This window comes from Mobiluncus mulieris, from assembly GCF_014204735.1.
In the GTDB taxonomy this organism is placed as follows: domain Bacteria; phylum Actinomycetota; class Actinomycetes; order Actinomycetales; family Actinomycetaceae; genus Mobiluncus; species Mobiluncus mulieris.
Genome location: NZ_JACHMA010000001.1, coordinates 1,817,630 through 1,833,688 on the forward strand (window position 1 = coordinate 1,817,630; position 16,059 = coordinate 1,833,688).

Genomic DNA, 16,059 nt, shown 5'->3' on the forward strand with positions numbered 1-16,059 from the left:
TTTCCCCCTATCCGTTCAAAAGCTTGAAATCATCCACCGAAGTGGTCCGCCGCGAGCGGAACAGGGACACTATCAAGGCCAGGCCGACCACGACTTCCGCCGCCGCCACGACCATCACGAAAAACGCCATGACCTGACCGTCAAGATTGTGGTTAATCTGGCTCAAAACCACCAAAGCCAGGTTGCAGGAATTCAACATAATCTCTACCCCCATCAGGGCAATCACGGCGCTGCGATGCAGCAACACCGTCAGCGCGCCAATCGCGAATAAGCCCAGCGCCACGTAAACCAGGAACATCAGGGTCATGATTGGGCTCCTTTCTTGGTGTCGCCAGGTTTCTTGACCGGGTCTCCCGCCGCGCCGTTCGCACCGTCAACACTGTTGGGGCTGTTCGCGCCGCCGCCATCGGGGTTCGCCTCGGTTTGTCCCGCCGCCAGTTCCGGATTCATGAGGGGCTGGCCGATTTCCGGGGCATCCTCTCCGGGCATCCCCCAAGCCTGAGATCGGGCAACCGCGTGAGTGGCTTTCACCCCGTGCAGCCCGACCCCGCCGCTGGCCTCGGTCGCCAAAGCCCGCGCTGCCCAGGGCGAGGCTTCGCCCAAAGTGCGGGCTTCCCCGCGCACCCGTATGACGCGCGGCACCGAACTTTCCTCGGGGCGTTGGGTTTCGCCGTTGATAGCCGGCACATCCAGGGCGTTGGTTTGCGCATACACCCCGGGGGGAACCTGCTGGCCAACCAAAGTACCCTTGTCACGATAGGCTTTCATGCGTTGTTCCACCACGAAACGCTGGGTCAAACGCGGCAACAACGCATCGGAATGTGTCAAGGTCATCGCCCCGACCGCCGCGATAATCAACAGGCATGCCACCATCTCCATCGGGAAATAGTACTGGTTGATTATCGCGCCGGCGATTTGCACCGGGTTATCCGCCGGATTATCCGGAGCCTTAATCAACGCGTTCATCGTGGTGTGGCTCGCGGCCACTATCGCCAGGATTGCCAGCGCCACAGCCATCAGGACAGCCGCCACCACCGTGACCCGCTCGGATTCACGCGGGGCATCTATAGATTGCACCCCGACCAGCATGATGACAAACAGAATCATCATCATAATCGCCCCGGTGTACACCACAATCTGGACGGCACCCAGGAACTCGGCTCCCAGCGAAAAGTAAATCCCCGCCAGGGAAATCATCATGCCCAGCATGTAGACAGCCGCATGTACCGCCCGGCGGGAAAACGCCACGGACAGGCCACAAACCAGCGCCGCCCCCGAGGCCACCGCCAGGAATATCGCCTGTCCCAGGGGGATTTTCGCCAGCGGTAAAACCGCCGGTACTAAAGCATTGAGGGTATTCACGCTTGCACCTCCTGTGTGGTCTCGGCCGGGCGCGCCGGAGTTCCCGAAACTGCGGGGGACTCGCCACTGGGAACCCCGAGCGCCGTCCCGGATGGCACCTCGTGACCCGCAGCCCCCGCAACGCCCGAAACCTCTGGGGCCGGCACCGTCACGGCGGTCGCCACACTCGAATCATCGGGGCGTTTGCCTCGCACCCACTCGACCTGCGCGGCGGTGGGCCCGGTCACCACCCCCCGATAGTAGTCCACATCGGTGGTGCCCTCTACCATAGGGTGGGGCGCGGCCAGCATTCCATCCGCCACCGGCACCAGCAGCTCGTCTTTCTCGTAAATCAAATCCTCGCGGTTGTCGTCCCAAATCTCGTAGTCATTGGACATAGTCAAAGCTCGGGTAGGGCACGCCTCGGTGCACATCCCGCAGAAAATACAGCGCAGATAGTTAATTTGGTACACCCGCCCGTAGCGCTCCCCCGGGGAATGCTGGGCTTCGGGGGTGTTCGACGCGGCCTCGACGTAAATCGCGTCGGCCGGGCACGCCCAGGCGCACAGTTCACAGCCGATGCATTTCTCGAGCCCATCAGGATAGCGATTCAACTGGTGGCGACCGTGGTAGCGCGGCTGGGTGGGCACCTTTTCAAAGGGCCACTGTTCCGTGACATAGGGGCGGAAGAAGTTGCGGAAGGTCACACCAAATCCGGCCACGGCCTTCAGTTGTTCCGCGATAAAGCCTTTTTTGGTGGGCTCCCACAGTTTCGGATCCGCATCGGTTTTCGCGGGTTCCGACGCAGGGGTTGCGGGGGGCAAAGGCGACACGGGCGGTTGCGTTGCGTTCGCGGTGGCCGGATTCACCGACTGGGGCTGGTTTTCGCTCATTGTTGCGCCCCTCCTTCCTCTATCGCAGTGGCGGGTTCATGAGGTGCCATCTTAATTCTGCCCGCTCGTGGGGATGGCTCCAGAACCTGTCCCGGGAGGGGCGGCACTGGATAACCATCGGCGAAAGCATCGAATGGCGCCTCATGAATCGGAACGGACCGGCGCGCCGGAATCACCAACACCACCACCAACAGCACCCCGCAAACCACCGCGACGGCCAGCATCACCTGTTGCGAGTTGAAGTTAAAGAACACTGGTAAAGCCTTTATCCAAGCCACAGCCATCATCCACACGAAGCCCACCGGAATCAGGACTTTCCAGCCCAGGTTCATGAACTGGTCGTAACGGAACCGCACCAGGGTGCCGCGAACCCATACAAAGAACCAGAACATGCCCCAAACTTTCACGCCGAACCACAACGGCCCCCACCACGGCGAACCCGTTACCGGATTCATAAAGTCCCACGCCCACGGGGCTTTCCACCCACCTAGGAACATGGTGACGCTCATCGCCGAAACATTCATGATGTTGATGTATTCCGCCAGATAGAACCACGCGAAGTTCATGCCGGAATACTCGGTTTGGTGCCCGGCCACCAGTTCGCCTTCACATTCCGTGAGGTCAAAAGGCAGGCGGTTGACCTCGCCGAAAGATGCGATGACATAGATGATAAAGGCCGGCAACAGACCCAACAGCCAAGTCGGGTCTTGTTGTGCTTCCACGATTTTCGAAGTCGACATGGAACCAGCCATGATAAACACGCTGACCATCGCAGTGCCCATCGCCAGTTCGTAGGAAATCACCTGAGCGGTGGAACGCACTGAACCAAGCAGCGGATACGGCGAATTCGACGACCAGCCGCCCAGTACGATTCCGTAAACCCCCACCGAGGAAATCGCGAGCACTATCAGGGTCGCCACCGGCGAATCAAACATTTGCAGCGGCGTGGAAATCGGCCCAATCTGGACATTTGGTCCGAGCGGAATAATAGAGAAAATCGCGAAGGCCGTGAAAGCCACCAGCAGCGGCGCCAGGATATAGATGAATAAATCCGCGCCACGCGGCCAGAAGCTTTCTTTGAACACCATTTTGCCGGCATCCGCGATGGCCTGGAGCAAACCGAAAGGACCGCGCACATTGGGACCGGGGCGGGTTTGAATCCGTCCCAGGCCGCGGCGTTCTACCCACAGTTGCAGTAACACCCCCAGAATCAGGATTAACAGGATAGCCACCGCTTTAATCACCGAAATCCACCAGGTTTCATGGCTGAAATCGGTGGTGTTCACGGCCGGGTTTATCAGCATTTCCATTTCCTACACCTCCGCTGCCTGCAAGTTGACTAGGTGCCCATAGGCTACCCCCAGCGTTTCATGAATCTGGGATCCGGGCGAGCATTCCGGCAGCCACACCACCCGCGACGGCATGTCCTCGATTACCACCGGCAGGGTGATACTGCCGGCCGGACCGGTGAGGCGCACCTGGGTGCCAATCTGGTTTTCGGCGGCGGTCTCGGCGCTCAGCCGCGCCACCGGAACCTTGGCGGAGCCGGCTAAATCGGGTTCCCCGTCCAGGCAACGTCCCGCATCCAGCAGGGGCTTCCATGTCGCCACCAGGGCTTGACCGGCCTGTGGCTCGCAGATGGGCGGGTCTTGGCGGTATGGAGCCGAGAGTCTTTGTCCGTCCCAGGTGCCCAAACTTTCGTACTCGCGAAGAATGGCCTCTAGTGAATCCAAACCTAAGTCGACCCCGGCCGCCTTACCCAACAGATTCATTACCTTCCAGTCCGGTAAAGCGCGCGTGGCCAGAGCCTGGCCGAAGGGTCGCAGGCGACCCTCCCAGTTGATAAACGTTCCGGCCTTTTCGTGGGGCGGCGCCACCGGCAACACCACGTCGGCATAGCTCGTAATCTCAGACTTGCGCACTTCCAACTGGATCACGTGTTTCACCCCGGCCAAAGCCTTGTGGATACCCGCGAAATCTTCCATATCGCGCAAGTCCACGCCCCCCATCACCAGGGTGGAACCTGGCAAGAACATTTCCCAGGCCTCGGGGGTGACCATGCAGCGGATGCACAGCGGCAATTCCTCGGTCAACGGGTGTTTCACTTCCCAAGCGGCATCCATATCCGCGCGGGCTTCCGGGTCGGTGACCAGGCGACCGCGCGGCAAAAGCCCGGGGAAACAGCCGGCTTCTATCGCGGCGCGTTCCCCGACGCGCCGGGGTATCCACGCCCATTTCGCGCCGGTCGCATCAATCAGGGCGGCGGCGGCCTCTAGTTCGCCTTCCACCAGACCGGCACGCTCGCCAATCAGAATCAAGGCATCCGGCTGGCTCAAGGCCGCTTTGAGGGGGACAGAATCGCCTTGACCGGCGGCAATGTCCTTGAGAATCTGGGGCTGCTGTCCGGGTCGGTTTGCCAGTAAGGTTGCCTGGAGTTTACGCGCCCCCTGGCTCAAGTACGGTGCCAAAGTTGTGACCTTAGTGCCGTGTTGGGTGGCTTTACGCAGCCGCAAGAACAGCGTGGCGCATTCGTCTTCCGGTTCGAAGTCAATCAGGAACACGGTGGAAGCTCGGTCAATATCGGCGTAAGTCACTTCCATGGGTCGCCCCGCCACCCGGGTTTTGATGAAGTTCACTTCATCCATGCGGAAATCCCGCACCCGCGCATCGAGGATATTCGAACCCGTCACCACGCGGGCGAATTTGCCCCACGCATAGTAATCTTCCAAGGTCAGGTGTCCGCCCGGGAAGAAGCCGACTTCGGAGTCCTTGGCGGATTCTTTGATATAGTTTGCCGCCGTACGCAGCGCGGTGCCCCAGTCGGTTTCCACCAGTTCCCCGGCCTCGTTGCGAATCATCGGGCGGGTCAGGCGATCCCTGAGGGTTTGCCACGGGAAGGCGTAGCGATCCTTGTCGGAAATCCATTCCTCGTTGACCTGGGGGTTTTCCCCGGCTAGGCGGCGCAACACTACGCCCCGGCGCGCATCGACGCGAATCTCGGCACCCGAGGCGTCTTGGTCGGTGATGCTGGGGGTGGAAATCAAGTCGTGGGGGCGCGCCCGGAAGCGATAACTGGTGTTGGTCAGGGCTCCCACCGGGCAGATTTGGGTGACATTACCCGAGAAATACGAGGCGAAGCGCCGCCCGGACATGTCTTGTTCCGCCACCGGGACGTGCCCGGGATGCAGCCCACCCAAGCAGCCGGGTTGCCCGCCCGGCCCGGTTATCTGGGAGGGGGTCAGGGTATGACCGTCGGGGTTGCAATCCGGGTCGAAGAAACCCAACACCTGGGTGTCGAAAGATCCGATGTTTTCCCCCATAAAATCGTGGTGGTCGCGCGGCGAGGATCCGCCACCGCGCCCCTGCAGGTCAAGGAAGGCATCCCCGGCGATTTCCTTGCCGAAACGTACACAGCGTTGACACAGTACACAGCGTTCCCGATCCAACAGAATCTCGGAGGTCAGCCGCACTGGCTTGGGCTGTACCCGTTTCGCGTCGGTGAAACGCGAACTTGGGTTGCCTTCCAGGAAGGCCTGGTTTTGCAGGGGGCACTCGCCCGCCTTGTCGCACACCGGGCAGTCCAGCGGGTGGTTAATCAAAATAAATTCCAGAATCCCGTTTTGGGCTTTAGCGGCGACTTCGCTAGAGAGCTGGGTGTAAATCTCCATCTGGTCGGTGACGGTGGTAGAGCAGGCCGGCTGGGGTTTCGGCATCTTCGCCACCACGCCCTGGCGGTTCGGCGCGGCGATTTCCACCAGGCAGGCGCGACAGGCTGCCACCGGTTTCAACAGTGGGTGGTCGCAAAATCGCGGTACATACACCCCGGCCTGTTCACAGGCGCGTATCGCGAGCGTCCCTTTGGGTACTTCCAGGGGCTGCCCGTCAACTTTGATGTTGACCATCTGTACGTCCTCCATTTACTGTTCACCGGCCTTTTCGCTGGTAGCGGGGTTGGTTTGCGCTGCGGCTGGGGTGGATGCGCCGGGTTGGGCATCGGCTTCATGAGGTGCCATTTCATCGGCTGCTGCCCCCGGACTGGCGACGGGTTGAGCCTCTTTACGGGCGAATATCGCAGAGCGTCGATAGGGGAACAGTTCCCAGGCGGGCGTGTGATAGCCCTGTTCAAATTCCTCGCGGAAGTGGGCGATTCCCGATTTGACCGGGGTTACGGCCGCATCCCCCAAGGCGCAGAAGCAGCGCCCGCCTATCTCCGAAGTGATTGAAAGCAGCTTTTCGATGTCGCCCTCTTGGCCTTGACCGGCTTCCAGGCGGTGCATTATCTGTTTCATCCAATAGGTGCCTTCGCGGCACGGGGTGCATTTCCCGCACGACTCATGCTGATAGAAATCCACCCAGCGGGTGATGACGCGCACCACCGAGGTGGTTTCGTCAAAGACCTGGATGGCACGAGTGGCCAGCATAGATCCGGCGGTTACGACTTCCTCGTAGGTCAGGGGCACATCGAGTTCGGCCGGGGTGAAAATCGGCGCGGAAGAACCGCCTACCGCCCAGAATTTCAACTCGTGACCGGCGCGGATTCCCCCGCAATACCCCAACAGTTGGCGCATGGTAATCCCGAAGGGCGCCTCGAACTGGCCGGGATGCTTGACATGACCCGAAATCGAGAAAATCCCGTGTCCTTTGGATTTTTCGGTACCCATCGAGGTATACCAGTTATCCGAATACTTGAAAATCCCCGCGACCTGGGAAATCGTCTCGACATTGTTGATTACGGTCGGGCGGGCGAACAGGCCTTGGGCGGCGGGGAACGGGGGTTTTAGGCGCGGATGTCCGCGGCGTCCCTCTAGGGAATCCAACAGCGCGGTTTCCTCGCCACAGATATAAGCCCCAGCCCCGGCATGAGCGGTTATTTTCAACCCACCCAAAACCCCGGCTGCGGTGGCCTCCCGGATGGCCGCTAACAGGCGGCGGTATACCTGGGCGACTTCGCCGCGCAGGTAGATGAAGGCGTGCTCACAGCGTATCGCGCGGGAACAAATCGCCATGCCTTCGAGCAAAACATGCGGGTTGGCCATCAAGTGCGGGATATCCTTGCAGGTGCCGGGTTCGGATTCATCGGCATTCACCACCAGGTAGCGCGGACCACCATCGTCGGGTGGCAGGAACGACCACTTGAGCCCGGTGGGGAATCCGGCACCACCGCGCCCGCGCAGACCCGAGTTCTTTACAGCATTCAACACGTCCGCAGGTTCCATCGAGTTGGCCTTTTCCAAGCCTTGGTATCCCCCGCGTGCCCGGTAGGCATCCAATGTCCAGGAACGTTCCACCCCCCACATATCGGACAGAATCGGGGTCAAGGGGACTTCACCGGCGGGGAAATCAGTCAAGTTCAGTTCACTCATTGCGCTTCCCCTTCCTTTTCGGGGGTCGACCAGCCCGGGTCGGCGGGTATCCCCCAGCCATGTGACTCTGCCACACGCTTGCCTAACAAAGTGGCATCCCCGGCGGAAGCCCCCTCGTCAACGTGCCCGTCCTCGAAACCAGCTAGGAGATGTTCATTTTCCCGGAAAGTCGGGATTTGTTTCGGTCCACGAGTGGTGCCCACCGGGTTACCGGCCCGCAAATCGTCCACCAGTTTCACGGCCGACTCCGGGGTTTGGTTGTCGAAAAATTCCCAGTTCACCATGATGACCGGGGCATAGTCGCAGGCGGCGTTGCACTCCAGAGCTTCTAGCGTAATCTTGCCGTCGGCGGTGGTTTCTTCATGTCCTACTCCCAGGTGCTCACACACGGTGTCCCAAATCTCGTCGCCGCCCATCACGGCGCACAGCGAGTTCACGCACACCCCCACGGTGTACTCCCCATTGGGACGGCGTTTGTACTGGGTATAGAAAGTCGCCACGGCGGAAACCTCGGCGGGGTTTAGTCCCAGCAGCTCGGCGCACAGTTCAATGCCATTGGGGGACACATAGCCGTCCTCGGATTGCACCAGGTGCAGCATGGGCAGCAGCGCGGAACGCGCGTGTCCCTCCGGGTAGCGATTGATGATTTCTTGCGCTTCTTTCACGAGGCGCTCGCGGACATCCTTGGCGTAAGGTTTCATCGATCCACACCTCCAAACACGGGGTCGAGCGAACCGATACTCACCACGAGGTCGGCAATCAGGCCGCCTTCACACATCATGGAGGCGGACTGTAAGTTGGAATAGGACGGTTCGCGGAAATGTGCCCGATAGGGGTGCGTACCGCCGTCTGTCACCAGGTGTACCCCGAAAATCCCCTTGGCATGTTCCACTTTTTGGAATACCTGGCCGGGCGGGATGCGATAACCCTCGGTGACCAGTTTAAAGTGGTGAATCAGTTCTTCCATCGAGGAACCCAGGATTTGCGCCACATGCGCGGGGTTTTGCCCTTGCCCGTCCGGTCCCAAGGTCAGGCCGCCCGGGATAGCCAGTTTCTTGTCGGCGACCATCACGGGCTGACCGGCGCTGGCCTCTAAGCGGTCAAGCGCCTGGTAGACGATACGCAGGGATTGGAACATTTCTTCGAAACGCACCTCGGTGCGGGCATACACATCGGATTCCTGGGCGGTGGCCACATCGAAGGAATACGTTTCGTAGCCGCAATAGGGTTGTGTCTTGCGCAAGTCGAGCGGCAATCCCCCGGCTCGCAGACACGGCCCGGTCAACCCCAGCGCCATCATGGCTGAGAGCGGCATATACCCGGACTTTTTGGTACGCCCCAAGAAAATCGGATTGGCCATAATCAAATCCTGCATTTCCTCGATGTCGCGTTTCACCAGCGGCATCTTGTCGCGCACCATCTGTACCGTGTCCGGCAGCAAGTCATTGGCGACCCCGCCGGGGCGCATATAGGCGTGGTTCATGCGCAAACCGGTGACATGCTCGAAAATCCGCAAGATTTCTTCACGTGCTCTAAACCCGGTGGTCAACATGGTGGTGGCACCCAGTTCGTTGGCTCCGGTGCCGACCGCTACCAGGTGCGAGGCAATCCGGTTCAGTTCCATCATCAGCACCCGGATTTCACTGGCGCGCCCAGGAACCTGGTCAGTAATCCCCAGGGCTTTCTCGACCGCCAGACACCAGGCGACTTCCTGGAACATCGGCGCCACATAGTCCATCCGGGTACAAAAAGCGACACCCTGGTTAAAGGTGCGGTATTCCATGGATTTCTCGATGCCGGTATGTAGGTATCCGGTGCCGAGCCGCAGATCTTTCACAGTTTCACCCTCGAGTTCCACGATAACACGCAACACGCCGTGGGTCGAGGGGTGTACCGGGCCCATGTTTACGGCGATACGGTCATTGTGAACCGACTCGATGTCGTGGGCAATGGCATCCCATTCGCCGACCTCGGCGTTATATTCGGGCAGACCGGGGGTCTGATCCGGGGCGCCGGGAGTGGCGTGAATATCGGTGAAGGCGGGATTAGTTTGGGTACTCAATTGTAGCTCCTCCGCGTGTCAGCCGGCGGGGTGGTGCCGCCTTTGAATTGCACCGGAATTCCCCCCAGGGGATAGTCTTTGCGTTGCGGGTGCCCCACCCAATCGTCGGGCAGCAAAGAACGTGTTAACGCGGGGTGCCCGGTGAAAATAATCCCGAACATGTCGAAAGTCTCGCGTTCATGCCAGTTGTTGCCGGGATAAATATCTACGACCGAAGGAATCTTCGGGTCAGCGTCGGGGCAGGTTGTTTCCACCCGCAGGTTGCGGTTGTGAGTCACGCTCATCAGGTGGTACACGGCGTGTAATTCTCGCCCCGTGTCGTGGGGGTAATGTACGCCGGATACTCCCAGGCACAGTTCGAATCTTAAGTCTTGGTCGTCGCGCAGCGCTTGGGCGACGGCGCGGATGGCACCTCGTGAAACGTATATCGTAAGCTCCCCGTGGTCAACCACCACCCGCTCGATGGCGGTTTGCGGATCCAACCCGGCTTGTTGGAGGTCTTCCGTGAGGTAGTCCACGCACTCGTCGAACCAGCCGCCGTACGGACGCGGGGACTGTCCGGGCATCTCTACCGTCTTGCGCAGGCCGCCGTAGCCGGTGGTGTCCCCCGTACCGTGTGAGCCGAAGGCTCGCCCGTGCGCGCCGAAAGCGTTGTCGCGTATGCCCAGCGGGGTGCCGTCGGGGTGAGCGTAAGTTGCTTGGGTCGCGACGCCCTGGTTGGTAGCGCCGGTCGCGTTGGTTGCCTCAGTTACTGCGACTTCATGAGGTGCTTGCTGGGGTTTCTGGGTTTCGCTCATGCCATCAGCCCTTTCAAATCCGAGGTGGGAACCGCTTTCAGGGCGGCCGCCTCGGCTTTACGAATTGCTTCTTCCCGGCGTTTACCCAAGGGGTCTTTCTTGATGTGGTCGCGCAGAGCCAGCAAGGCCCCCAGGAGCATCTCGGGGCGCGGCGGGCATCCCGGCAGGTAGATGTCAACCGGAACCACGTGGTCGCAGCCCTGGACAATGGCGTAGTTGTTGAAGATACCGCCGGAGGACGCACAGGCTCCCATAGAGATTACCCACTTCGGGTCGGCCATCTCGTCATAGACATTGCGCATAATGGTGGCCATCTTGTGGCTGACCCGTCCGGAAACCAGCATCACATCGGCGTGGCGGGGCGAGGCGCGAAAGACCTCGGATCCGAAACGGGCGATGTCGAAGCGGGGGGCGGCTGTGGCCATCATTTCGATGGCGCAACAGGCCAGACCCATCGTGACCGGCCAAATTGACAGCGAACGGGCAAAGTCCACCACTGTGTCCAGGGGTTTGCCGCCCTTTTCCGAGATTTCAGGGGGGAAAATCGCCATAGTGTACCTGCCTTTCCTTGCCCCTTATTTAGTTCCAATCAAAGCCACGGCGAGCCCAAACATAGATAAATGGCACCGCCAACAGTTCTACAAACAACATCATCGCCAACATTCCAAACTTGCCTTGTTCCATAAAGGAAACCGCCCAGGGATAGAGGAACACTACCTCTATGTCAAAGATGATGAACATCATCGCGGTCAGGTAGTACTTCACGGGGAAACGCGCTTGGTTGCCACGGTTCGGGGTGGGGTCGCAACCGCATTCATAGTTGGCGTTTTTGACTTTATCTGGGCGGGAGGGACCCATGATTGCGCCCACTGCCATCCCGGCGATAGCCACAAACAAGGCCGCCGCAAGCATTATCAGCAAGGCAATATACAGATTCACGATTTCTCCTTATATTTAGCGCCCCGGAGCGGTGGGGATTAGCGAGCCACCGCTTCGGTTTCCGGGCAATGCGCCGCGCGGGCGGGCATCGCGCAGCCGCGAGTCACATTTCGAGTCCCGCGACCGCACCCGGCATCGACCCTAGATACCGTCTAGGCATAAGGGAACGACTGACCTCGAGTCCAGGGAACACCCTACTAGTTTTTTTCCCAGCCTGTTATCATTGCTAAAATGAAGCTCTTTTTTGGCGGAATTTCGCGGTTTCAGGCGCGATGGAGGTGCGAATTTGCGGGGTTTAAAGAAATTATATCCTTGCATAAATACGGGCGTTTCCTTTGTTTTGCACGCGAGTGACCATTTTGGCTCGATAGCGCGTGGGAGCACGCTCGCGGGACGAGAAGGGGGAGCACCCCCTCAAGTTTTTGCTGGCGCAAAAACTTTCACCCCCAGTCCCGCGTTAGTGTTGCTCCCACTTGCGCTACCTCGCTTACAAGCTCGCCTCGCGTGCCACACAGCACAGTCACGTGCTCAGCTTCGTAATTTACGGAGCTGTCCCCGGAAGATATCGTGGTTACCCTAGAAAAATACCTCGTCAACGCCTAAACAAGGGAATTCTATTGCTACTTGCCGGACTTTTGATTAAATCAGGAGAATCCGACACCAGATAGCAGGCGATTTTAACAAAATCAGGAGAATCAGGGGACGCCATATGGGGGATTTGATTAATCCAGGAAAAACCGCCCCAGGGGTGCCAAATTTGGGCACGCCTCAGCCGGATTCTCCTGAAATCGCCAACGCACACAGGTACTGCGCTGGGCAACGCACCCCAACAAGACTGAAATTCTTACCAGCGAAACCCCGCCCGAAATCCAGAAAGACGCAGCCCCTAGCGGAACTGTTGAAACGTGTGCGCACCTGCGGCGGCTACGCCACGATATACTCCCTGCGTAATGACGGCGTCACCCGAGTTATCGCCTGTATCAAACAGGAATCCGCCCTGCCCACCAACCCCACCGATTTACCCCACGCGGTCGCAGCTTCGCCACTCAGGGAGTTTCACCTAAAACCACGCCGCGAATCCCGGGCAAGCACCTCATGCACCCACCGAAGCAACCGAAACTGCTTTCAAAATCGAAACCTGGTTTCTATTTTGAAAACAGCTACCGCCACTCGTCCAGGAAAAAATCCCGAGCCGATACCACCCGGATTCCCTCAAAATCGGTTACTACCTGGGGTTTCCGGGTGATAATCAGCTTGGGATACGACTCACGCAAGGCTCGCAACGGTGCCAGTTCCCGCTCCTGAGTCTCCGGGGTCGGCATGTCATCAGTGACTTGAATATACAGCCGCTCACTGTCCTTGATGGCCACGAAATCAATCTCTTGACCGTAAATCTTGCCCACATGCACCGCGTACCCCCGGAACAGAAGCTCTAGGTAAACCGCGTTTTCAAAAATCCGCCCCGCATCACTGACCCGGTATCCCCCCAGGAAAGACCGCAGTCCCAAATCCACAATGTACTGTTTAGGGTTCGTCCGCAGCATCGCCTTACCGTGCAGGTCATAGCGAGTCGCCCGGTAAAACAGGAACGCCTCGTTCAGAGCCTCGATATAAGAAGCCGCCGTGGGATGCGTGGTTTTCACCCCCGCCGAAGTCAGCGTGTTGGCAATCCCAGAGGCCGACACCAGATTGCCGATATTATCCGCCAAGTAAACTGCAATATCTCGCAGCAACTGCGGGTTAGTGATGCGGCTTTGCTCGCGGTTGCGCTCCCGGTTCACAATGTCGCGGCTCGCCACTGCCTCGTACAAACTAGATAAGTAAAGCGCGTGTTTTTCCTGGTCGATGTCACCGCCAGCAAGAGCCGGCATTCCCCCGTAACGCAAATACTGGGCAAAAAAATCCTCGAATAACACCGGTTCGCCCGACTCGTCCAAGGTCACGTTTTTCCCCGGCGCGAAAGACAGCCCACAAAAATCAGCGTATTCGCCAAACGCCAACGGCAGCATCTTAATCTCGACATATCGCCCCGACAGGTACGTGGAAAGCTCGCTGGAAAGCAAATACGCATTAGAACCCGTCAGGTATATATCGCAGTCAAAATCTACTCGCATCGCGTTGACCGCATTTTGCCAGTTCTTGATTCGTTGTGGTTCGTCCAGAAACAAATAACTGCGCCCCTGCGGGTTGAGGCGCTGACGGAAATAATCGTAGAGTTCCCTATCGCTGTCTACCGGGCAAGACATGCTTTCTAGATTCAGTTCCACTGTCCACGTCCCCGGTGACTCCCTCTCCAAGTGCCGGCGAATCAGCGCCAGCAGGCTCGATTTGCCGCAACGCCGCACCCCAGTAACGACTTTAATCAAGTCGGTGTCGCGAAACAGCAACGCCTGGTCAAGGTAGTGTTGCCGGTTCATGAGGTGCTGGCTCAACTTCGCCCACTTTCAAAATCTAAACCCGGTTTCTATTTTGAAAGTATAACCCACTTTATCGGCAGGCACGCGCTAGCGAGACGAAAAGGGGAAGTATCCTCGTTGAGGAACCCACCCCGGTAACGACTTTAATCATCCCGTTACCCATCCGGTCAAGCAACTGACCCAGGTAGATATCCCGCTGGATTTCCGCACTCTCAGCATATCTAGCTTTGAGTGATTTTGCTTCATGTAGCAAAATCACTCAAAACAGTCCGCGTCGAAATCCAGGCAATCGCGGATTGGCGCCAACTTCGCCTCGGTTTCCAGGAACTCGCCCTGCGGATCAGAATCCGCCATAATCCCCGCGCCTACCTGAGCCGATATTGCCCGTTCGCTGACCTGGGCGCAACGCAGCGCGAGGGCGAACTGGCCGCCGCCCCGCGCATCGACCCAGCCCACCGGCCCAGCGTAGCGCCCGCGATCTAGCTCCTGGCGCCTAATGAAACCCAGGGCGACCTCGCGCGGCAACCCCGCCACCGCCGCCGTCGGGTGAATCACCCCCAACAGGTCAAACACGGTTTTGCCGGGCGGAATCGGCGCGGTTACGTCCGTTGCCAAGTGCACCAAATTCGGCAATTCCAACCGGTACGGTCCGCGCGTTTGCACCGCGCTCGGCTCGCGTCCGGGTTCATGAGGTGTCCGCCCAGGCACCGGCGCGGATTGTTCGGGTTCATGAGGCACCCGTCCGGGTTCGCGGGGTGCCCCTACGGGTTCATGAGGTGCTGGCCGGGTTTCTGTCTCTAATGGTGGAAAAAACGGCCTGGCCTTGTTCTTATAGTCCAGCCTGACCCCACTTTTTCCACCGTTGGGGAAGTTTTCTCCCGGCGTAAAGGCTCTCGCCTCCGGTTGCTGAAATCCTGGCGATACCACAACCGGGTTCGCGCAACCATTCGTAACCACGTCTGCGGAACTTCCCGACAGCAACGCTTCCAGCGGCGCTACGACCGAGGCCACCGCCAACTCGTGTTCACGCCGGTTTTTCGCCGATTCCATCAGGTTCACCCCCTCGCCCGGCCGCGCGGTTCCCGCCAACACCCGCGCGTGAGCTACCCGCTTCCCCGCCGCCACGCCCGCAGCCTCGCTATTGGGTGCCTCGCCGCGCGCCTCCAGCAGCATTTCCGGGGTCGCCCCCGTAAGCCCACCCACCGAGAAAACCCAGCAATCCGGGTATTTTCGGGACAGCAACGCCACCAAACGGGCGCAAGTTTCCGCCACTGGCGCGGGCTTGACCAGCGGAAAGTCCACTCGCCGGGCGCACACAATCTTGCGTGCCGCCCCCGCCCGGATCGCCGCGACCGCCGCCCGAACATTCGCCTCAAAACGTTCGCGCCCCGGGTTTTTCGGTGCCCCCACGGGGATTCGGGTACAGGGTTCAACTTCGCTCGGGTTCGTCGGATTCACGAGGCGCATACCGGAATTTACGCGCCAGGTTTCGGCCTGGCACCTCATGAATTCCACCAAATCCGGGCGGGGTGCCTCCGCGCGATACGCCACCGTCAACCACGCACCCGCCGCATCCGCCCCGAAAACCCAGCGGGGCACGGCGAAAACCGGAGGCGCCGCGTCGAAACCGAAAGAAACGAAGGCCACCAGACCCGTGCCGCGCCGCTGTACCCGGTCATCAACCTGAGCCTGGGCAGCCAACTGTTCCCAGGCTCGCCCCGCCGCCGCCAAAAAAATATTTCCGCGCTGTCTTACCAGGTCATCGGCCTGTGTTTTGACATTCACCCGCTCCTCAGCCGACGTTATTCCCCCCGCCGGATTCCCGCAGTATTCCCAGGCCGGGGACTCAGCGCAGCCGACCAGGGTCAGGCTGGCACCTAATGAACCCGGCGAACCCGGCGAACCCACAGACCCCGGCGAATCCGGCGAATCCGGCGAACCCGCAGACCCCGGCGAAGAAAAATAAAAATCGGTCGCCGGCAACGGACGAACCGGAACCGGGCAGGTCGAAACAAACAGCATCCCTCCATCCTAGCCAACCCCAGCCCGACAGCCGGCCGGCTGTCGCGAGTCTGGCGCGGCGCGTCACCGGATTTAGGGGTTTCACCCGGAATACCGAACATAACCGGTGCGATTTCGGTCGTATCATCTTATATCCGACGATGTGGTCGAAATCGCACCACTTACGATTGGCACCTCGGGAACCAGAAAACCACAGGGTTCACTGCAATTGGTGGATGTTTGGAT

Annotated in this window: 13 protein-coding genes; all 13 read right to left on the bottom strand. The window is 59.5% G+C overall.

Features of this window, described 5'->3' with window-relative positions; all coding sequences use genetic code 11:
• Positions 1-7: 7 nt before the first annotated feature.
• The 13 genes from nuoK to F4555_RS08205 all read right to left on the bottom strand — a co-directional run bounded on the left by nuoK (position 8) and on the right by F4555_RS08205 (position 15,834).
• Positions 8-307, bottom strand: coding sequence for an NADH-quinone oxidoreductase subunit NuoK (gene nuoK, locus F4555_RS08145; RefSeq protein WP_004011612.1), 300 nt, complete (start codon positions 305-307; stop codon positions 8-10).
• A complete protein-coding gene (locus tag F4555_RS08150; RefSeq protein ID WP_004015272.1) occupies positions 304-1,362 on the bottom strand; it encodes an NADH-quinone oxidoreductase subunit J family protein in 1,059 nt (352 codons plus the stop codon). The genes nuoK and F4555_RS08150 overlap by 4 nt, the downstream gene beginning before the upstream one ends.
• Positions 1,359-2,111: an NADH-quinone oxidoreductase subunit NuoI gene (gene nuoI / locus F4555_RS08155; protein ID WP_244854461.1), complete on the bottom strand. Its 753-nt coding sequence runs from the start codon at positions 2,109-2,111 to the stop codon at positions 1,359-1,361. Before nuoI ends, F4555_RS08150 begins: the two co-directional genes overlap by 4 nt.
• 119 nt (positions 2,112-2,230) lie before the next feature.
• Positions 2,231-3,544 carry an NADH-quinone oxidoreductase subunit NuoH gene (gene nuoH / locus F4555_RS08160; protein WP_004011609.1) on the bottom strand — a complete coding sequence of 438 codons (1,314 nt, stop codon included), beginning with the start codon at positions 3,542-3,544 and terminating at the stop codon, positions 2,231-2,233.
• Between the two features lie 3 nt (positions 3,545-3,547).
• The gene (locus F4555_RS08165; RefSeq protein ID WP_004016221.1) at positions 3,548-6,151 is read right to left on the bottom strand and encodes an NADH-quinone oxidoreductase subunit G; all 2,604 of its coding nucleotides are present in this window, start codon (positions 6,149-6,151) and stop codon (positions 3,548-3,550) included.
• Positions 6,152-7,597, bottom strand: a complete 1,446-nt coding sequence (nuoF, locus tag F4555_RS08170; protein WP_115325827.1) for an NADH-quinone oxidoreductase subunit NuoF — start codon at positions 7,595-7,597, stop codon at positions 6,152-6,154.
• Complete coding sequence (gene nuoE, locus F4555_RS08175; RefSeq protein WP_115325826.1) at positions 7,594-8,298, bottom strand: NADH-quinone oxidoreductase subunit NuoE; 705 nt, start codon at positions 8,296-8,298, stop codon at positions 7,594-7,596. The genes nuoF and nuoE overlap by 4 nt, the downstream gene beginning before the upstream one ends.
• On the bottom strand, positions 8,295-9,659 hold the full coding sequence (locus tag F4555_RS08180) for an NADH-quinone oxidoreductase subunit D (protein ID WP_115325825.1): 1,365 nt from the start codon (positions 9,657-9,659) through the stop codon (positions 8,295-8,297). The genes nuoE and F4555_RS08180 overlap by 4 nt, the downstream gene beginning before the upstream one ends.
• Positions 9,656-10,456, bottom strand: coding sequence for an NADH-quinone oxidoreductase subunit C (locus F4555_RS08185; RefSeq protein ID WP_004011604.1), 801 nt, complete (start codon positions 10,454-10,456; stop codon positions 9,656-9,658). Before F4555_RS08185 ends, F4555_RS08180 begins: the two co-directional genes overlap by 4 nt.
• Positions 10,453-11,007, bottom strand: a complete 555-nt coding sequence (locus tag F4555_RS08190; RefSeq protein ID WP_004011603.1) for an NADH-quinone oxidoreductase subunit B — start codon at positions 11,005-11,007, stop codon at positions 10,453-10,455. Before F4555_RS08190 ends, F4555_RS08185 begins: the two co-directional genes overlap by 4 nt.
• Positions 11,008-11,035: 28 nt before the next feature.
• Positions 11,036-11,395, bottom strand: coding sequence for an NADH-quinone oxidoreductase subunit A (gene ndhC, locus F4555_RS08195; RefSeq protein ID WP_004011602.1), 360 nt, complete (start codon positions 11,393-11,395; stop codon positions 11,036-11,038).
• Between the two features lie 1,160 nt (positions 11,396-12,555).
• A complete protein-coding gene (locus tag F4555_RS08200; protein ID WP_260399996.1) occupies positions 12,556-13,812 on the bottom strand; it encodes an ATP-binding protein in 1,257 nt (418 codons plus the stop codon).
• Between the two features lie 255 nt (positions 13,813-14,067).
• A complete protein-coding gene (locus tag F4555_RS08205; protein WP_004018178.1) occupies positions 14,068-15,834 on the bottom strand; it encodes a chorismate-binding protein in 1,767 nt (588 codons plus the stop codon).
• Between the last annotated feature and the right edge of the window lie 225 nt (positions 15,835-16,059).